Annotated in this window: 15 protein-coding genes; 8 read left to right on the forward strand and 7 right to left on the reverse strand. The window is 65.4% G+C overall.

Features of this window, described 5'->3' with window-relative positions; genetic code table 11:
* The first annotated feature begins 105 nt into the window (after window positions 1–105).
* The 5 genes from ACL58G_RS23590 to ACL58G_RS23610 all read left to right on the forward strand — a co-directional run bounded on the left by ACL58G_RS23590 (window position 106) and on the right by ACL58G_RS23610 (window position 6143).
* Window positions 106–2121, forward strand: coding sequence for a sensor histidine kinase (locus tag ACL58G_RS23590; protein WP_440963363.1), 2016 nt, complete (start codon window positions 106–108; stop codon window positions 2119–2121).
* Window positions 2114–2440, forward strand: a complete 327-nt coding sequence (locus ACL58G_RS23595; protein WP_056131176.1) for a helix-turn-helix domain-containing protein — start codon at window positions 2114–2116, stop codon at window positions 2438–2440. Before ACL58G_RS23590 ends, ACL58G_RS23595 begins: the two co-directional genes overlap by 8 nt.
* Window positions 2441–2464: 24 nt before the next feature.
* On the forward strand, window positions 2465–4327 hold the full coding sequence (locus ACL58G_RS23600) for an amidohydrolase (protein WP_440963364.1): 1863 nt from the start codon (window positions 2465–2467) through the stop codon (window positions 4325–4327).
* 16 nt (window positions 4328–4343) lie between these two features.
* Window positions 4344–5039: a YoaK family protein gene (locus ACL58G_RS23605; protein ID WP_440963365.1), complete on the forward strand. Its 696-nt coding sequence runs from the start codon at window positions 4344–4346 to the stop codon at window positions 5037–5039.
* A 273-nt stretch (window positions 5040–5312) separates the two neighbouring features.
* Entirely contained in the window at window positions 5313–6143 is an 831-nt protein-coding gene (locus ACL58G_RS23610) for an alpha/beta fold hydrolase (protein ID WP_413389103.1), read from the forward strand.
* Window positions 6144–6295: 152 nt separating this feature from the next.
* Here the strand turns inward: ACL58G_RS23610 and ACL58G_RS23615 are convergent, their stop codons facing one another.
* The 4 genes from ACL58G_RS23615 to ACL58G_RS23630 all read right to left on the reverse strand — a co-directional run bounded on the left by ACL58G_RS23615 (window position 6296) and on the right by ACL58G_RS23630 (window position 8424).
* The gene (locus ACL58G_RS23615; protein WP_413388136.1) at window positions 6296–6919 is read right to left on the reverse strand and encodes a response regulator transcription factor; all 624 of its coding nucleotides are present in this window, start codon (window positions 6917–6919) and stop codon (window positions 6296–6298) included.
* Window positions 6920–6987: 68 nt separating this feature from the next.
* Window positions 6988–7383 (reverse strand): response regulator, encoded by a 396-nt coding sequence (locus ACL58G_RS23620; protein WP_413388135.1) that lies wholly within the window; start codon window positions 7381–7383, stop codon window positions 6988–6990.
* A complete protein-coding gene (locus tag ACL58G_RS23625) occupies window positions 7367–7642 on the reverse strand; it encodes a XapX domain-containing protein (protein ID WP_440963366.1) in 276 nt (91 codons plus the stop codon). Before ACL58G_RS23625 ends, ACL58G_RS23620 begins: the two co-directional genes overlap by 17 nt.
* A gap of 95 nt (window positions 7643–7737) precedes the next feature.
* Window positions 7738–8424 (reverse strand): hydrolase, encoded by a 687-nt coding sequence (locus tag ACL58G_RS23630; protein WP_440963367.1) that lies wholly within the window; start codon window positions 8422–8424, stop codon window positions 7738–7740.
* A gap of 133 nt (window positions 8425–8557) precedes the next feature.
* Here ACL58G_RS23630 and ACL58G_RS23635 point away from each other — a divergent pair, with 133 nt between their 5' ends.
* From ACL58G_RS23635 to ACL58G_RS23645, 3 genes are all read left to right on the forward strand, one after another.
* Window positions 8558–11572: a triple tyrosine motif-containing protein gene (locus ACL58G_RS23635; RefSeq protein WP_440963368.1), complete on the forward strand. Its 3015-nt coding sequence runs from the start codon at window positions 8558–8560 to the stop codon at window positions 11570–11572.
* Between the two features lie 86 nt (window positions 11573–11658).
* Window positions 11659–12531 (forward strand): AraC family transcriptional regulator, encoded by an 873-nt coding sequence (locus ACL58G_RS23640; RefSeq protein WP_413388132.1) that lies wholly within the window; start codon window positions 11659–11661, stop codon window positions 12529–12531.
* Complete coding sequence (locus ACL58G_RS23645) at window positions 12528–13034, forward strand: DUF1993 domain-containing protein (RefSeq protein ID WP_413388131.1); 507 nt, start codon at window positions 12528–12530, stop codon at window positions 13032–13034. The genes ACL58G_RS23640 and ACL58G_RS23645 overlap by 4 nt, the downstream gene beginning before the upstream one ends.
* Window positions 13035–13048: 14 nt before the next feature.
* Here ACL58G_RS23645 and ACL58G_RS23650 read toward each other — a convergent pair whose 3' ends face one another.
* Genes ACL58G_RS23650 through ACL58G_RS23660 form a run of 3 tightly spaced genes read right to left on the reverse strand, consistent with a single transcriptional unit; the run spans window position 13049 to window position 18011 of the window.
* Window positions 13049–13645 (reverse strand): hypothetical protein, encoded by a 597-nt coding sequence (locus ACL58G_RS23650; protein ID WP_413388130.1) that lies wholly within the window; start codon window positions 13643–13645, stop codon window positions 13049–13051.
* The gene (locus tag ACL58G_RS23655) at window positions 13642–15252 is read right to left on the reverse strand and encodes a hypothetical protein (protein ID WP_413388129.1); all 1611 of its coding nucleotides are present in this window, start codon (window positions 15250–15252) and stop codon (window positions 13642–13644) included. The genes ACL58G_RS23650 and ACL58G_RS23655 overlap by 4 nt, the downstream gene beginning before the upstream one ends.
* Window positions 15249–18011, reverse strand: coding sequence for a type VI secretion system Vgr family protein (locus ACL58G_RS23660; RefSeq protein WP_440963369.1), 2763 nt, complete (start codon window positions 18009–18011; stop codon window positions 15249–15251). Before ACL58G_RS23660 ends, ACL58G_RS23655 begins: the two co-directional genes overlap by 4 nt.
* Window positions 18012–18025 lie beyond the last annotated feature (14 nt).

The following is an 18025-nucleotide window of genomic DNA, read 5'->3' on the forward strand; positions in this document are numbered from 1 at the left end:
AGACCCGCATCGATCCTCCTTTCGTATGAGGGGATTGTCCTACAAGGCCGCGATACTGGTTCAGCCCCGGCCCAATTCGCGCCGGCGGCACACTTGAGCGCGCACATGAATCGAACGACCGTACCTAACGAACCTGCTTGTGCCCCGCCCGCCCCGCTCGCCGCCGGCGCGGCGGCGTCCGAGCCCCATATCGCCGCCTGCCGGCGCGCCTGGCAGCTGCTGTGCGACGCCGGCCTGCCCACGCTGGCCGACGTCCCCGTGCTGGCCTGCGACCCGCTGCTCGCCGACGCGCTGCAGGATGCCTTCAATGCGGGCCGTTTGCCCGGCGCGCTGATCGAAGCGGAGATCCGGCGCGCGCTGCTGGACGGCCCGCGCGACGCCACCTTGCTGGCCGCCGTGCTGCTGGCGGCCGTCGCGCTCGAGCGCTTCCACGGCGGCCGCCGCGCCATGCTGCTCGCCGAAACGTGCGCCGTGCGCGCCCGCCATGACGATGGGCGCGCCGTCGCCGGCGCCGTGCTGCGCGCCCACGCCACGCTCATTCTGTCGCGCTGCGCACCGCTGCGCGAAGCGGCGCTGCTGCAAGCGGAAGCCTGCCGCCTGGAAGCCGGCCGTCCGGACACGCTGGCCCGCAACGCCGTGCTGTGGACGGGGGTGCGCCTGCTGTGCGGCGCGCCGCTGGCCGAGCTGCTCCATTACGCCGACGCCGTCCGTCAGTCGGTCCCGTTTGGCAACGTTTCCGTCGCCACCAGCCAGCTGGACAGCCGCATCGCCCTGTTCCGCGCGCTCACGGACGGCCCGCGCCCGCCGCACATGCCGACCGTGCCCGCCGACGCCATGCAGTTCGGGTGCTGGCTCGGCAGCCTGCAATCCGCCTGGCTGCGCGGCGAAACGGGCGCGGCGCGTGCGGCGCTGGCCGCCGCCCGCCAGCTCGTCACGCCGGTCACGCCGCCGTGCGAGCTGCTGCCGTATCACCTGTTCGGCGCGCTGACGCTGGCGCGGCTCGACCATGTAGCGGGCGCCACGGCCGCGCTGCGCGCGCACCGCCGCGCCCTGCAGGCGTGGGCCCGGCGCGCGCCCGACGTGGCCGGCGCGATGGCGCTGCTCGCGCTCGCGGCCGAGCACGATGCCGCCGGTGGCGCGCGTGCCCTCACCGCCTACGAACGCGCCGCCGCGCAGGCCCAGTCGGCCGGCCAGGCCTGGGTCGCTGCCCTGGCATGGGAAGGCGCCGCGGGCCTGTGCGCCCGCCACGGCCTCGCCGGCGCGCTGCCGGGCTACCGCAAGCTCGCGCTGGACGCCTGGCGCGACTGGGGCGCGCACGGCCGCGTACGCGACCTGATGCTGGCCTGGGACGCGGCGCCCGCCGCGCCCGACCACGACCAGCAGACGCGCGCCGCGCGCGCCGGCACGGTCGGAGAACTGGGCATCACGATCGCGCACGAAGTCAACCAGCCGCTGGCCGCGATCCTGCTGCACGCGGCGGCCGCCCGGCGCTGGCTGCGCCGCGGCCAGCCCGACACGACGCGCGCGCTGGAAGCGCTGGAACAGATCTCGGCGTGCGGCCGCCAGGCCGGCGACATCGTGCGCAGCGTGCGCGGTCTCGCGCGGCGCGAGGGCGAAGCGGCCAGCATGTTCGCACTGGACACGGCGGTCGGCGAAGTGGCGCAACTGCTGCGCGCGCTGATGGTGCGCCAGAACGTGCAGCTGGAGACGCGCCTGCTGCTGCCGGAACGCCAGATCCACGCGAGCCGCGCCCAGATCCAGCAGGTGCTCATCAACCTGCTGCTGAACGCGATCGAGGCGCTGGCGGGCGTCAGCGACCGGCCGCGCCGCATCGTGCTGGAATCCGTGCCGGCCGGCCCGGCACTGGTCGAGCTGCGCGTGCGCGACAACGGCCCCGGCATCGCCCCGGCCGACCGCGAGCGCATCTTCGACGCCCTGTATTCGACCAAGGCGCACGGCACGGGCGTCGGGCTGTCGATCAGCCGCGCCATCGTCGAGGCGCACGGCGGCCGCATCGAATGCACGGCCGCCGAGCCGCACGGCGCACTGTTCCGCGTCGTGCTGCCCGTGCGCAGCATCGCCAGCGTCGTCCCCCCGTCCGAAAGCCGCGACCATGCCTGAAAATCCCGCGCCCGTGATCCGCGTCTGCCGCTACATCGACGACCACCTGACCGAGCCGCTCACCCTGGCGGACCTGGCCGGCCACGCGGGCCTGTCGCGCCATTATTTTTCGCGCCTGTTCCGCGCCACGACGGGCGACCCGCCCATGCGCTACCTGATGCGGCGCCGCATCGAGCACGCGCGCCGGCTGCTGCTGGACCGCCGCCACAGCGTGTGCGAAATCGCCATGCTGTTGCACTTCGCCGACCAGAGCCATTTCTGCCGCAGCTTCCGCCGCAGCACGGGCCTGTCGCCGCTGCAGTACAGCCGCGCGCAGTAATATATTTACATTCTGGAGGAAACCATGAACCTACCCGCCATCGCCGACCTGATCCTCACCAACGGCCGCTTCCACACGCTGGACCGCTCCAACCCGCAGGCGGACGCGGTCGCCATCGCCGGCGGCCGCTTCGTCGCCGTGGGTGACGCCGCCGACGTCATGCGCCATCGCGGCGCCACGACCCGCGTGATCGACCTGGACGGCCACACCGTCATCCCGGGCCTGAACGATTCGCACCTGCACCTGATCCGCGGCGGCCTGAACTACAACCTCGAGCTGCGCTGGGAAGGCGTGCCGTCGCTGGCCGACGCGCTGCGCATGCTGAAGGAGCAGGCCGACCGCACCCCGAACCCGCAATGGGTGCGCGTGGTCGGCGGCTGGAACGAATTCCAGTTCGCGGAACGGCGCATGCCGACCCTGGACGAACTCAACGCGGCGGCACCCGACACGCCCGTGTTCGTCCTGCACCTGTACGACCGCGCCCTGCTCAACCGCGCCGCACTGCGCGCCGTCGGCTACGACAAGACGACGCCGAACCCGCCCGGAGGAGAAATCGTGCGCGACGCCGCCGGCAACCCGACCGGCATGCTGATCGCGCGCCCCAACGCGATGATCCTGTACGCGACCCTGGCGAAAGGCCCGAAGCTGCCGCTGGAGCAGCAGATCAATTCGACCCGCCACTTCATGCGCGAACTGAACCGTCTCGGCCTCACGAGCGCGATCGACGCGGGCGGCGGCTTCCAGAATTATCCCGAGGACTACCAGGTCGTCGAACAGCTGGCCGCGCAAGACCAGCTGACGATCCGCATCGCCTACAACCTGTTCACGCAGAACAAGGGCAAGGAACTCGACGATTTTAAGAAGTGGACGGAGATGGTGACGCCGGGCCAGGGCAGCGACTGGTACCGCCACAACGGTGCGGGCGAGATGCTCGTGTTTTCCGCCGCCGACTTCGAGGACTTTTTGGAACCGCGCCCCGACCTGCCCGCCGGCATGGAGGATGAACTCGAGCAAGTGGTGCGCCACCTCGTGTCGAGCCGCTGGCCGTTCCGCCTGCACGCGACCTACGACGAATCCATCTCGCGCATGCTGGACGTGTTCGAGAAGGTCGACCGCGAGATCCCGTTCAACGGCCTGCGCTGGATGTTCGACCACGCCGAGACCATCACCCCGCGCAACATCGAGCGCGTGAAGGCGCTGGGCGGCGGCATCGCGATCCAGCACCGCATGGCCTTCCAGGGCGAGTACTTCGTCGACCGCTACGGCGCGAAGGCGGCCGAATCGACGCCGCCGATCAAGCGCATGCTGGACGCCGGCGTGCCCGTCGGCGCCGGCACGGACGCCACCCGCGTGGCCAGCTACAACCCGTGGACGGCGCTGTACTGGCTCGTCTCCGGCCGCACCGTCGGCGGCCTGCGCCTGTACGATGCCGGCTCGCGTCTCGACCGCCACACGGCGCTGGAGCTGTGGACCGCGGGCAGTGCCTGGTTCTCCAGCGAACAGGGACAGAAAGGCCGTATCCAGGCGGGCATGCTGGCCGACCTCGCGGTGCTCTCGGCCGACTACTTCCGCGTCGACGAGGACGCCATCAAGGCCATCGAATCCGTGCTGACCGTCGTGGGCGGGCGCATCGTGTTCGGCCAGGGTGCGTTCGACAAGCTGGCGCCGCCCGCCATTCCCGTGCTGCCCGAGTGGTCGCCCGTGGCGAAGGTGCCGGGCCACTACCGCCCCGTCCAGCAACCGGTCGCCGCAAAGCTGCCGCACCAGTGCCGCGGCGCGTGCTCCGTCCACGCGCATGCGCACGACCGCGCGCGCAAGTCGGATGTTCCGGTGTCGGATTTCGGCGCGTTCTGGGGCGCGTTCGGCTGCAGCTGCTTTGCGTTCTGAGGAGGAGACCATGTCCATGAAACCCAGTGACCTGACGCTCGGCGTCGGCCTCGGCCTGCTGGCCGGCTACATCGACACGTCCGCGTTCGTCGGCCTGTTCGGCCTGTTCACGGCGCACGTGACGGGCAACTTCGTCCTCATCGGCAGCGAGCTCGCACGGCCGTCGCACGCCGGCGTGCTGCCGTTGAAATTCCTTGCGATTCCCGCGTTCGCGGCCGGCGTCGTCGTGGCGCGCCTGATGGACGTGCGCTGCGCGCGCCTCGGCCACAATCCGGCCCGCCCGCTGCTGGGCATGCAGTTCGTGCTGCTCGCACTGTTCACGATCGCCGGCCTCGCGGCGTCGCCGCTGGCCGGTCCGGAAGCGCCGCTGGTCCTCGTGACCGGCATGCTGGGCACCGCGGCAATGGGCGTGCAGAACGCCGTCGGCAAGCTGCAGCTGGGCCGCATCGCACCCACGACGGTCATGACCGGCAACGTGACGGAGCTCCTGATCGACATGACCGACCTGGCCACGGGCCGCGCCACGCCGGCCGTCAAGGCGCGCTTCGTGAAGTTCTTCTGGCCCGTGCTCGCGTTCGCACTCGGCTGCATCTCAGGCGGCATGGCGTGGATGGCGTTCGGATTCTGGTGCTTTGTGCCCGCACTCGCGCTGCTCGCGTGGCTCGTGCTGCTGGACTGGCCGGCGCTGGAAGCGGCACCGGCGGCGGCGTAACGTCAACGATACGCGAACGTCACGCGTGGGCATGGCGTGCCCACCCTACATTCCGGCGCGTGTTTTTTGCCGCTCGCATCGGGCATCGTAGCAGCCGAACATCGGTTCATCGCAACAACACCAAACGAAAGGGAAAACGATATGAACGATATGAACGATATGAACGCCAGGCGCCGGAGCATGCTGGGCGGCGCCGCCGCGCTGCCCCTGGCCATGATGGCTGCCGCCGGTTCGGCGCAAGCTGCCACGGAATCGAAAGGCGGCGCCGCCCGCATGACGTCGAGCTACGTGCGCACGAAGGATGGCGTCGACATCTTCTACAAGGACTGGGGCAGCGGCACGCCGATCGTGTTCTCGCACGGCTGGCCGCTGAGTTCCGACGACTGGGATTCCCAGATGATGTATTTCGTCGAGCGCGGCTTCCGCGTCGTCGCGCACGACCGCCGCGGCCACGGCCGTTCCACGCAGGTCGGCGCCGGCCACGACATGGACCACTACGCCGACGACCTGGCGGCCGTCGTCGAGCACCTGGACCTGAAGGGCGCGATCCACGTCGGCCACTCGACCGGCGGCGGCGAAGTCGTGCGCTACCTGGCCCGCCACGGCCAGTCGCGCGCGTCGAAAGCCGTGCTGATCGCGGCCGTGCCGCCGATCATGGTCAAGACGGCGACGAACCCGGGCGGCCTGCCGAAGGACGTCTTCGACGGCATCCAGCAGCAGGTCGCGACGAACCGCGCGCAGTTCTACCGCGACCTGCCGTCCGGCCCGTTCTACGGCTTCAACCGTCCGGGCGTGAAGCCGCAGGAAGGCATCATCCAGAACTGGTGGCGCCAGGGCATGATGGGCGGCGCCAAGGCCCATTACGACGGCGTCGTCGCGTTCTCGCAGACCGACTTCACGGCAGACCTCAAGAAGATCACGCTGCCGGTGCTGGTCCAGCACGGCGACGACGACCAGATCGTGCCGTACGCCGACTCCGGCGTGCTGTCCGCCAAGCTCCTGCAGAAGGGTACGCTGAAGACCTACAAAGGATTCCCGCACGGGATGCCGACGACGCATGCGGACGTCATCAACGCCGACATCCTCGCCTTCATCAAGGGTTAAGCGGGCGGCTGTGCATGGTGGGCACGGGGTGCCCACGCGCCTACGATTCAATTTCAGGCCGTAGCCGTAGGGTGGGCACCCTGTGCCCACGCGCCTACGATTCAATTTCAGGCCGTAGGGTGGGCACCCTGTGCCCACGCGCCCGCTGCGGATCAGCGGCTGCGCACGCTCGCGATGCCGAGCTTCTCCGCCATGCGCACCAGTTCGGCCAGGGTGCGCGTCTGCATCTTCTGCATCAGGTTGCGCTTGTGGACCTTGGCCATGATCTCGCTGATGCCCATCTCGTCGGCGATCTGCTTGTTCAACAATCCGCCGATCGCGAGGCCGAACACCTCGCGCTCGCGCGGCGTGAGCTGGGCGTGGCGGCGCGCCAGCTCGTCCGCTTCGCGGCGCTGCGCGATGCGGCTCGCATCGCTGGCCAGCGCCTCGCCGACGGCGGCCAGCAGCGCGTCCGGATCGACGGGCTTCGTGAGGAATTCGTTGGCACCGGCCTTCATCGCCGCCACGGACAGCGGGATGGTGCCATGGCCGGTGAGGAAGATGACGGGCAGCGCCAGGTGGCGCTCGGCCATGTGCTGCAGCACGCTCATGCCGTCCAGCTGCGGCATCTGCATGTCGAGGATCAGGCAGGCCGGCACGGGCGGCGCCGGCTGCACGAGGAAGTCGGCGGCGTCGGCGAACGCGCGCACGTCGTACCCCTCCGCCTCGAGCAGGTGTTCGAGGCCGGAACGCACGTTCGCATCGTCGTCCACCACGATCACCAGCCGCTCGCCCATGCCTGCCTCCTCGTCCGTCGCAGACGCAAGCATAGCCGAAAACACCGGGTTGCGCGGAGGGGCGGTCATCACCGGACGGCGTCCGGCGGCATCGGGATCGAATCGATCAGCGCCAGCAGGCAGTCGGCGTCGACCGGCTTGAGCAGCAGCGTCAGCGCGCCGACCACGCTCGCGCGGCGCACGAGCGCGGGATCGTCGTCGCCCGTGATGAAGATGACGGGCAGGCTCGGGGCCAGCGCGCGCAGGCTTTCGCGCAGCGCGAAGCCGTCCGGCTCGCCGATGTGGATGTCGAGCACGGCGCAGTGGGCGCGCACGGGGTCGCAGGCGTCCAGCGCGGCAGCGGCGCTCGGATAGCCCTGGGCCGCGTAGCCGGCCGCGCGCAGCAGGCCGAGCATGCCGGCGCGGACGGTGTCGTCGTCGTCCACCACGAGCACCGTCTGGCTGCCGTCAGGCTGCGCGATCATGGCCGGCCTTGTTGTCCGCCGGTGCGGGCGGCGGCGTCACGCCGCTGATGCGGCTCACGCACTCGCTGCGGAACCAGGAAATGGTGACGGGCTCGCCGGAGATCAGGCGCTTGGCGATGGGCACGGCCTGCTCGCCCACCAGCATGCCGAACAGGCCGATCAGCGCGATCGCCGGCGGCGCGGGCGAACGGACCTGCAGCAATGCGTAAATGCAGCCGACCAGCAGGCCGACTGCCAAGGAAACCAGGTAGAACTTCATACATCCCCCTGTGGATGAATGGCGGGAGCGGCCCCGGCGCGGATAGGCGCGGGGCCGCGGACGCGCGCACCGGGATGGCCGGCGCGCGCGAAAAATCAGCGTGCCGGTACCGGCGCCAGCGTTTCGTGGCTGGTGGTGCCGCGTTGCGGTGCCTTGTGCACCATCGTGTACGCGTAGTCGATGCCCATGCCGTACGCGCCCGAATGCTCCTTGGCGATGCCGGTCACGGCGTCATAGGTGTCCTTGTGCGCCCAGTCGCGCTGCCACTCCAGCAGCACCTGCTGCCAGGTCACCGGCACGACGCCGGCCTGGATCATGCGCTGCATGGCGTAGTCGTGGGCTTCCCTGGTCGTGCCGCCCGAGGCGTCGGCGACCATGTAGATCTCGTAGCCGCCTTCCAGCATCGCGCACAGGGCGAAGGTGGTGTTGCAGACTTCCGTCCACAGGCCGGCGACGACGACCTTCTTGCGGCCGTTGGCGGCCAGCGCGTCGCGCACTTTCTGGTCGTCCCACGAGTTCATCGAGGTGCGCTCGAGGATGGGCTGGTTCGGGAACACGTCCAGCAGTTCCGGGTAGGTGTAGCCCGAGAAGCCTTGCGTCTCGACGGTGGTGATCGTCGTCGGGATGTTGAACGTGCGGGCGGCCTTGGCGAGGCCGACGGCGTTGTTCTTCAGGACCTGGCGGTCGATGGACTGGACGCCGAAAGCCATCTGCGGCTGGTGATCGATGAAGATGATCTGGCTGTTCTGCGGCGTCAGCACTTCGAGTTTTGGATTGCTCATGGGATGATCCTCTGGGAGGGATGAAAAGATGGTCGGTGGTGCACTGGCCAGGCCATGGTAGTCCCGCCCCTCCCGCATTGCCAGTATCCGTTCGTATAGGCGCGCAGGCACGGCGTGCTTTACAATCCGGTCAATGTTCCGTTCCGCCATCGTCTTCCTCCTCGCGCTCTTGTCCGGCAGCGCGCACGCGCTCGACCCCACGCTGTCCATCGCCCAGCTGCACCACGACGCGTGGACGAGCAAGGACGGCATGCCGGGCGACGTGTGGGAGATGACGCAGGACCGGGACGGTTTCATGTGGTTCGCCACGCCGTCCGGCCTGTACCGCTTCGACGGCGTGCGCTTCGAGCACATCCGGTCGCTCGGCGGCGTGCCGCTGCTGTCCAACGTGATCGCGACGGTGCGCGCGTTTCCCGACGGGTCGCTGTGGATCGGGTACCGCTTCAACGGCCTGTCGGTGTATCGCGGCGGCCGCCTGCGCCATTATGCCGAGGCGGACGGCCTCGAGCCCTCCATCGTGTATTCCGTCGTGGCGGACGAGCGTGGGCGCACCTGGGCCGCGACCGGCAAGGGCCTGTTCATGCTCGAAGGCGCGCGCTGGCGCAAGATCGGCGCGGACTGGGGCCTCGCGGGCACGTCCGAAGGCGTGCGCCGCGACCCGTCCGGCCGGCTGTGGGTGAACACCGAGAACGCCCTGTACTACCGCGATCCCGGCGTCGACCGGTTCGTCGCCACGGGCCTCGCGGGCCAGCACTTCAACGTCATCGCCGACCGCGACGGGCGCCTGTGGCTGTGGTACCTGGACCGCATGACGCGCCTGCCGGAGCGCCTCGCCACGCCGCCGCGGCCACGCGACTGGTGGATGACGTCGTACTCGTTCGACGCCATCTTCGACCGCGACGGCAACCTGTGGCATGCCGGCTGCGACGGCCTGTGCCGCCTGGGTCCGGCGGCGCTGGCGCGCGTCGACACGTGGCGCCAGCGCATCGATCCCCGCGAGCGCGCGCCGTCGGGCCTCGTCACCGGCGCACCGATGGTCATGTTCGAGGATCGCGAAGGGAATATCTGGCTCGGCACGCGCGGCGGCGTCGAGCGGTTCCGGCGCAACCGGGTCGTGTCGCTCGACCTGCCGCCCGGCTACTCGAACGTGACGATGGCGCTCGACGACGCGGGCCGCGTGTGGACGGGCGCGGAGAGCATCCGCCGGTTGCGGCTGTGGACGTACGACGCGGCCGGCCTCGCCGAACAGCCCGAGCGGGACGTGCGGGCGCTCGCCACGGCCGCGGACGGCGCCCTGCTGGTGGCACGGCCCGGCGTCATCGAACGGCGCAAGGCCGGCGCCGTCACGCGCATCCTGCTCCCGCGCGACGTCCCCCTGGAAGCGATGGACGCCGGCGTGCGCACGATGCTGGACGATGGATCCGGACTGTGGGCCGGCTTTTCCTACAACCGCACGTACCGCTGGGCAGGCGGCCGCTGGCATCCCGCGCACGAGGCCGGCCTGCCGGACACACAGGCGATCAGCATGGCGCGCGGCGCCGACGGCACGTTGTGGTTCGGCTACCGCGACAGCACGGTATGCGCCCTGCGCGACGGGAAGGCGCGGCGCTACGGTGCCGCGGACGGGCTCGACGTCGGCGTGATCGGCAGCGTGGCCGACGCGGGCGGCGTCGTGCTCGCGGCCGGCGACAAGGGTCTGTCGATGCTGTCCCGCGGCCGCTTCGTCCCGGTACGGCTGGCCGACCCGCAGGCCCTGGCCGGCATCACCGGCATGCTGCTGCGCGCCGACGGCGACCTGTGGCTGAACGGCAGCCGCGGCCTCGTGCGCATCCCGGCCGCGCAGTGGCGCGCGTTCCTGAAGGCGCCGGCCGGCACCATCGCCGCCTACGACCTGTTCGACGCGACCGACGGCTATCCAGGCATCGCGCAGTTCCGCTCGGGGCAACCGAGCCTGATGGAGACGCCCGACGGCCGCCTGTGGCTGTACGGCACCGACGGCGCCGCCTGGATCGACCCGGCCCGCCTGCCCCGCAACCGGCTGGCGCCGCCCGTGCACATCACGAGCGTGACCGCCGGCGGGCGCACGCTCGATGCAACGGGCGGCTTGATCCTGCCGGCCGGCACGCGGGACCTGCAGATCGCCTACACGGCCCCCAGCTTCACGATGCCGGAGCGGGTCCGCTTCCGCTACAAACTGGAAGGCGTCGACGACGACTGGCGCGACGCCGGCCCGCGCCGCACGGCCTATTACACGCGCCTGGGTCCTGGCCGCTACCGCTTCGCCGTCAGCGCCGCCAACGAGGACGGCGTGTGGAACCCGACGGGGGCCGCGCTCGACGTCACGATCGCGCCCACGTTCGTGCAGGGCGCGCCGTTCAAGGCGCTGTGCGCCGCCCTCCTCGCGCTGGCGGCATGGCTGCTGTACCGTTTGCGCCTGCGCCGGGTGACGCTGCAGCTGCGCCGCCTGCTGCAGGAGCGCGCGGGCGAACGCGAACGCATCGCGCGCACCTTGCACGACACGCTGATGCAATCCGTGCAGGCCCTGTTGATGCTGTTCGAGCACGCGCGCGACCGGCTGCCGCAGGACTGCCCCGACCGCCCGCTGATCGACCGCACGCTCGAACAGGCGCGCAACGCGCTGCGCGAAGGCCGCGACGAGCTGACGGCGCTGCGCGGCGCGGCGGCGCCGGCCGAGGACCTCGTCGGCGCCGTCGTCCCGCTGGGCCACATCCTCGGCGAGCAGTTCGGCGTGCGCTTCGACGTGCGCGTAGAGGGCCAGCGGCGCGCGCTGTGCCGCGACGTGGCCCAGGAGACGTGCTTCATCGCCCGCGAAGCGCTGCAGAACGCGTTCCGGCACGCGCGGGCGAGCGAGGTCGTGCTGGAGGTGGCCTACGGCGAGCAGGCGTTCGAACTGCGGGTGCGCGACGACGGCCGCGGCATCCGCGAGGCCGCCCGGCCCGGCCACTGGGGCCTCGCGGGCATGCGCGAGCGCGCGGCGGCGATCGGCGCGCGGCTCGACATCGGACCGGGCGCCGAACGCGGGACGGTCGTCGCGCTCACGGTGCCCGCCGGCCAGGCGTACGAGCGGCCGGCGCGGCGGCCGTGGTGGCGCCGCCTCGCCGGCGGTGTCCCGGCCGGCCAGCCGTAGATATGCATATGTGTCATGGTAGCGTCGATCATGTTACGATCAGTGTCCCGTAATGACATGCGCGTCCTTTACGAACGAACGACATCATGATGACTCTCCACGACCTTCGCCACCTCGCCATGCGCCATGCCGGCACGGGCCCGGACTGCATCGTGCCCGGGCTGCGGGTGCGTTCGGTCACGGCGCCGACCATGCCGATGAGCGGCATCGAAGAGCCGATGTTCGCGCTGATCCTGCAGGGCCGCAAGCGCTCGACGATCGGCGGGCGCACCTACGAGTATGGTCCCGGCGACTGCGTGATCGTGTCGCTGACGATGCCGTCGACGGGCCAGGTGACCCATGCCAGCGAGGCCGAACCGTATCTCGGCGTCGCGCTCACGCTGCGCCCGGCCGAGATCGCGGGCCTGATCGTCGAAGCGGAAGCCGAGGCGCCGCCGGCCGCCGCGCCCATGGCCGTGCATGCGGCGTCCAGCCAGCTGCTGGATGCCGTCGGGCGCCTGGTGACCCTGCTCGACCACCCGGACGACGCGCGCATCCTGCGGCCGCTGCTGGAAAAGGAGATCCTGTGGCGCCTGCTGTCCGGCCCGCACGGCCCGATGCTGCGCGAGGTGGGGCTGGCCGACAGCCGCGCCTCCCGCATCGGCCGCGCGATCCGCTGGCTGCAGCAGCATTACGCGGAACCCGTCTCGACGCAGCAGCTGGAGGCGGTGAGCGGCATGAGCGCGTCGTCGCTGTTCCGCCACTTCAAGGACTTCACGTCGCTGAGCCCCCTGCAATACCAGAAGCAGATCCGCCTGCACGAGGCGCGCGCCCGCCTCGCGGCCGCCAGCTGCGACGTGGCGGCCGTCGCGTACCAGGTCGGCTACGAAAGCCCGTCGCAGTTTACGCGCGAGTACAGCCGCATGTTCGGACGGCCGCCGCGCGACGATCTCCGGCGCGTGCGGGAGGCGGTCGTATGACGGTCACGCCGGCCCGGCTTTTCCTGCATTACCTGGGTCGACTGGACGCCCTCCTGAAGCAGGTCGAGGCGTTCGACGGGACCGTTGCGGACCGCCGCCTGCACCCGGACATGTTCCCGCTGCTGCAGCAGGCCCGGGTCGCGATCGGGTTCACCTTGCGCGCCACCTGTCCGCTGGCGGGACGCGAGATCGTCTCGTTCCGCGCCGACGCGTTGACATTTCCCAGCGTCTTCGGCGAGCTCGAAAGGACGATGGCGTACCTGGCGGCGATCCCGGATGCGGCATTCGACGGGATGGATGGCTTGACGGTCGATACGACTGCGGGCTTCGCCGAGCTATCGTTGCCCGCGACGGAGTATTACCAGATGTATGCGGTGCCCAACTTCTTCTTTCATTACTCGATGGTCTATGCGATCGCGCGCCAGGCCGGCGTGCCGGTCGGGAAATCCGATTTCGACGGCTACCATCACTATCCGTCAGAATTCGCATTTTCGAGTCAGTGATTTACCGTCAGTTGCTAAGTCACGTACTTTCTCTCGAGTTTAGCAATAGTCCTCAACTTCCTTTGAGTGTCGTCGCTACGCAATTCAGCCACCAGCGCCCTGTAATTCTCCTTCTCAGCTGGGGTCACTTGAGGGACTCTTAACGCGTCCAACAAGTGCCGACTTGCCCTGGCGACCGCACTCCCGCTGACTTCTGTCAGAATAACGCTTTTAAAAAAAGCCATTGTATTTTCGTTTTGTGGCGTGCTATGTATAGCGTCCACCACAAGCGGCCTGACATTTTCCGAGTATCCAGGATAATCATCAATCATATGCTGTTGGTAACGCAAATCTCCAGAATATTTTACGATTTGCTGTTGCAACATATAAGTATCAGCATAAGGCTTCCCCCGCAATTTGGCTTCTCTATCCTTCGCAACTGCTAGCGCTTTTTGGGGCTCAAGAAAAAACAACCACTCGATCCCCCACGGGAGCTCCGTTACCAACAGTTCAAATGCCTTTTTTTTCTCATTCTCATCCAGGCCCAAGAATACATCCTGACTATAGCCGTCGGCTTTTTCCGGCCCTGTCGATTCATATTGCCTCATAAATTTTTCGAACGCCAGCGTCATCGCCCCTCCCCAAATAAATTTTTAGCAATAGCACCATCTGGCTCCATTGTCGTGCTCTTAAGGATATTGCCCAACTTGTCCATCCCATAAATCTTCATCGATGTAACCTTACCCTCATCTACTATCGTCGTCCACTCCCTTGTCCTCCAAGTGGGACCACCAGCCGGGAACTTCTCAATATCTTGGATGATCTCGATATCCCCGGTTGCATGTTTGGCATACTCAGTAGACACGTCACCCCACAAATTCCAACCATGGGGCCCCATGTCCTTTGCATCCCATGAAAATGTTTTATTCAAGTCCTCCCAACCATCAATCACTTTGCCACCTGGAGTTTGCTCGAGGATAATTTTTCCTTTTTCAGTCGCTATTTTTCCCGCCAAATTCTTATTGCCGGACCAAAACATTTTCTCCTTATCGGACGTTACGTCCAACCTTGCAATTATAGTCTTCATTGCAGCTTCCTTCTCTGGCACTGTCTTTGCATTCTTTGCCGCTTCAACATGAGGCTGCAGAATTGCACGTGCCTCATCAATTTTGCCTTCCTTCGACAACTGCGTAATTCGCTCACGTTCTGCGGCGATGGCAGCATCGGCCACCGCCTGCTTCTTAGTATTTGGCGATTCATCAGGGGATTTAATTGGCTCAGGATTGTTTTTGAGTGGAGCGCTCGAGTCTGGCTCTGTCTTGGCTATACGCTTAACACTGGCATGAGACGTTGCTTCACTATTGGGTTCGGGTATTGTCGCGTCTCCCTTCTCCAACACCTTTCCCGAGGTATCTCTAACTCGCTGTTTCATCGGCGGTGCCGCAACGGTGTTTTCTGTCCGCACACCGGCAACCGTCGTATGCACTTCTTTCGGCGTGCTCTGCGCCAGCACATTCGCGAGCCTTCTATCGAGCTCTGCCAATGCCTTTGGCACTTGCCTGAGCGCGTCACGCTGGACACTATAGAACTTCTCCTCCCACTCTGCCAATTTGGCAATAGTGGCCTTGACTGTTTCGAAGGACGGCAGAGTCTCCAGATGAACACGTAGCGTCCTTACAACCTCTATGAGTTTCCCGATAATTTTGCTTACGGCCTGAATCAGGGCCTTTTCGTATTTCGCGAACCGAATTGCGCGCAAAAACTTCAGGATGTCGCCCTCCATGAATTTTTGCAGGAAGTGCAAGAGTTCTGCGAGTTTAGACGTCTCTTTGATCAGCAAAAGCATGACTGCGCGTAGCGCGGCGCCGAGCTCCGAGCCGGCGATTCCACCGACGATGGCACCTACCCCGAGCGCGACGGCACTGCCAGCAGCCATCGCGATTGGCAGGGCAATGACGATCAGGCATGCGCACAGGAGTGCCCACTCCATAAGTTCGTCGCGCTTCTCCGGGTGGATGGCCAGACGCAAGACCACGGCTACGGCGTCGCGCGCGCTCGTGACAATAACCACACCTGGAATAAAGCTGACCAGCATGTCGGCAACCACGGCGGACAGCGGTCGATGGTCGGCGAACTCTCCGAAGAGCACAGACTGGAGCCATTCCATTCCGCCAACGACATGTCCCCACGCATCCGCGAGTATGGTATGTTGATCGGTTGACGAAGGACTTTGGCTCATGCATCACCTTCACGGACTTTGCTGCCTGGAGTCCAATTCAGCAATTGATGGATATCTTCGTGTAATTCCGACGCTACATTTGCCCTCACCTGCAATGGCTTGTAGTCATACTCGATCTTTGCAGTGGTACCCGCTGACACGTCGCTGATCCGGGCAATGCCTTGGGCGTCGAGTGTTCCTTTGCGAACGCTGCCATCGCTTAACGTCGCCTTGTAGACAGCCCCGGCTAGTGGCAGCCCCCAGTTGGTTACATGACGAAACTCAAGATCCGTCTTTTGCGGATCGGCCTTGAGCAAATGCGGCATGACGTACGAATTCGTGGTCGGTCGTTCGAAGCTGTGTGCTGACGCTTGTGAAATCCACCTGCCAGACGTGCCGTTGGTAATGCCCGAGGCGTTGATTTTTATAAAAGAGCCGCCTGCCGAGATGACCACTTCCTCTTTTGCGTGAATTTCGATACGGGAAGTTGTCGAAAGCAAGCGCACCACTTTTTCCGCGATAAGGTCGAGGTCATTAGCTTGCGCTTGCACCTCGACTTTCCCCTTCCCCGAGAAGAGTTTGATTCCAGCATTCGAAGCAAACAGACTGATCTTTTCAGCGACGCTGACAAGCAAGCTTTTTCCGGCCGCGATATTGGTGTCCTTTCCGGAAGACAGCGTTACCTGATCGCTTGCATTGACATGCGCGCCTTTTGCGCTCGTCAGCCCGATGCCGGACGGCGACGCGACCAATATGATGGGTTCTTTGAAGCGCTTAGCATCCCTCTGTCCTGGACCTTCATAGCGGTCCTGTGTCGCATCGATAAACTGTCCGAGTACCTCCTGACCGGCGAGGGCCTCGGCTCCAGCTTTGGATGCAGTTTCAGAAAGGTCCTTAACTAGCGATGCGCCCGCTTTCAGTTGGCTAGAGGCTTCCGTTGCGTCGAGCTGCGTACCTTGCGCTCCTGGACGCCCATAGGCACTGATATATAGTCCCTTGTTCGTGACAATTGCGCCAAATTCATCGGTACTCAACGCAAATCCGGTTCCGAAAAAACGGGTCCGCTCATTGCCCTGTTGCGTGATTAGATAACCGAGGTTTAGCTGCGCATGAGCACTCGTAGTGTAGAGCTGGACCCTATTTTGATTAGTCGTGTCGTCAAGAACAAGTTGATTGAACCCGTTGCCATTAAATTCCTTTGACTTATAGCCTGAAAGCCTGCCGTTGGTATGCCATTGCGGCGTCTGATCCTGGTTATAGAGCCGGCTGGTGACAACGGGACGGTCAGGATCACCGCCCAAGAAGGTAACGATGACTTCCTGACCAACGCGGGGCACGCTGATGCCCCCCCATCCCTGACCTGCGTTTGGGTAACTGACGCGCACCCAGCAGGAAGCCCGTTCATCACCAGGATTTTGTCGATCCCAACGAAACTGGACCTTGACGCGGTTGAGATAATCGGTGTGAACCTCTTCACCGGGGGGGCCGACAACGATGGCAGTCTGCGGATGTAGCTCAGGCTTGATGTGTATAAGCGGGCTGCGGAACGGAACGATGCGTCGCTGTACTTCAAACCTGTTGAAGCAGTGGCCATTGCTACCATTCCTGGTCGATTCTCCACTGCCCGGCTGCCCGAGCCCGATATCACGCCCAATTCCAGATTTAAACGCTTCGGTTTGCGCCACGAGGCTCCCTGGAAACTCTCTGGCACTATTCGCCAGCGATAGGTTGTTTTCAATACTCCACTCAACAGCGACGACCATGAACCGACGGCCTTCTTCTGTCTCGACCTGATGTGCAGGATGACCTTCCAACGTGAACCATCTCCCGACGGGCAGAGAGCGTACCCCGGAGACTCCATAGAAACGCTTTATGCTGGACTCCCATTCTTCCACGCGGATACGCGACTGTTTGTCCCCCTGTTCTTGTCTTGAATATGTATAAGCGCCGGTATATTCATAGATCTCCAGTTGGCTTGGGAGTCTCCCGTGCTCCGCGAGTACGGCCGTGTTACTCTGTTTTTGATAGGCAGGAGCCTTGTAATCGTTAGTTCTGAGAGTGAGCTGGCTCGACTTCAACGTACGGTTTGCGCTCCAATGCACAATGCTATGTAGCTCATCCTCGGTGCTTCCGCGATGAAAATGAATTTGCTGAGGCACGACCGGTCTGAGATGATGTGTCGCATCCGTAACGACGAGCACGTGGGCTGTACCATCGGCATTTTGCTCGTGGTAGCTATACCAGCCTTCGTCTTCCATCAACCGATGAACGAAGTTCCAGTCAGTTTCGTATTGGGTGCAATAGGAACGTCGTGAAACCGGCTCGGTAAGATCAAAGCGAAAATTCCCGCGCGCCTGCGGGTGTGCAGAAAACACCTCGGCAAGAATGTCGTCCGCTTTCTTGTCTTGCCAAACTCGCGCGTCCTTGCGGAACTTTAGAAAATACAGCCATGGCGCAAACGCTATTTGGCAGAACGTCAACCCGCCATCGCTTCCTAACCGCTTCGCCGTATGCACGTAGCCGTTGATCGGCAAGTAGCTCCTATTGGCCTGTTTAACCCAGAGCGTTACTGGCTGCGCAACCAGCTTTTTCAGTTCGACATCACTGCGTACCGATATGACATCGATCGTATACTCGTAACCCCTGCCCAGCCGCTCATGAGCGATTACACGTTGGGGAAGAAATGTCTCGTCACCAAGCGGGCCTGTCAGCTTCAGAAGCCTATCTTGCTGTCCGATGAACGCTTGATATACGGTTTGAGCACTTTTCAGATCGGCCATTGGAACGATTACCT

Origin of the sequence: Massilia sp. GER05 (assembly GCF_052056005.1) — a bacterium.
In the GTDB taxonomy this organism is placed as follows: domain Bacteria; phylum Pseudomonadota; class Gammaproteobacteria; order Burkholderiales; family Burkholderiaceae_D; genus Telluria; species Telluria orientalis.

Bases quoted from the DNA above. Each gene is read 5' to 3' on its own strand.
- ACL58G_RS23640 (WP_413388132.1), top strand. From the start codon at position 11,659: ATGATGACTCTCCACGACCTTCGCCACCTCGCCATGCGCCATGCCGGC.
- ACL58G_RS23635 (WP_440963368.1), top strand. From the start codon at position 8,558: ATGTTCCGTTCCGCCATCGTCTTCCTCCTCGCGCTCTTGTCCGGCAGC.
- ACL58G_RS23600 (WP_440963364.1), top strand. From the start codon at position 2,465: ATGAACCTACCCGCCATCGCCGACCTGATCCTCACCAACGGCCGCTTC.
- ACL58G_RS23590 (WP_440963363.1), top strand. From the start codon at position 106: ATGAATCGAACGACCGTACCTAACGAACCTGCTTGTGCCCCGCCCGCC.
- ACL58G_RS23660 (WP_440963369.1), bottom strand. From the start codon at position 18,011: ATGGCCGATCTGAAAAGTGCTCAAACCGTATATCAAGCGTTCATCGGA.
- ACL58G_RS23620 (WP_413388135.1), bottom strand. From the start codon at position 7,383: ATGATCGCGCAGCCTGACGGCAGCCAGACGGTGCTCGTGGTGGACGAC.
- ACL58G_RS23625 (WP_440963366.1), bottom strand. From the start codon at position 7,642: ATGAAGTTCTACCTGGTTTCCTTGGCAGTCGGCCTGCTGGTCGGCTGC.
- ACL58G_RS23655 (WP_413388129.1), bottom strand. From the start codon at position 15,252: ATGAGCCAAAGTCCTTCGTCAACCGATCAACATACCATACTCGCGGAT.
- ACL58G_RS23650 (WP_413388130.1), bottom strand. From the start codon at position 13,645: ATGACGCTGGCGTTCGAAAAATTTATGAGGCAATATGAATCGACAGGG.
- ACL58G_RS23630 (WP_440963367.1), bottom strand. From the start codon at position 8,424: ATGAGCAATCCAAAACTCGAAGTGCTGACGCCGCAGAACAGCCAGATC.
- ACL58G_RS23615 (WP_413388136.1), bottom strand. From the start codon at position 6,919: ATGGGCGAGCGGCTGGTGATCGTGGTGGACGACGATGCGAACGTGCGT.
- ACL58G_RS23605 (WP_440963365.1), top strand. From the start codon at position 4,344: ATGAAACCCAGTGACCTGACGCTCGGCGTCGGCCTCGGCCTGCTGGCC.
- ACL58G_RS23595 (WP_056131176.1), top strand. From the start codon at position 2,114: ATGCCTGAAAATCCCGCGCCCGTGATCCGCGTCTGCCGCTACATCGAC.
- ACL58G_RS23610 (WP_413389103.1), top strand. From the start codon at position 5,313: ATGACGTCGAGCTACGTGCGCACGAAGGATGGCGTCGACATCTTCTAC.
- ACL58G_RS23645 (WP_413388131.1), top strand. From the start codon at position 12,528: ATGACGGTCACGCCGGCCCGGCTTTTCCTGCATTACCTGGGTCGACTG.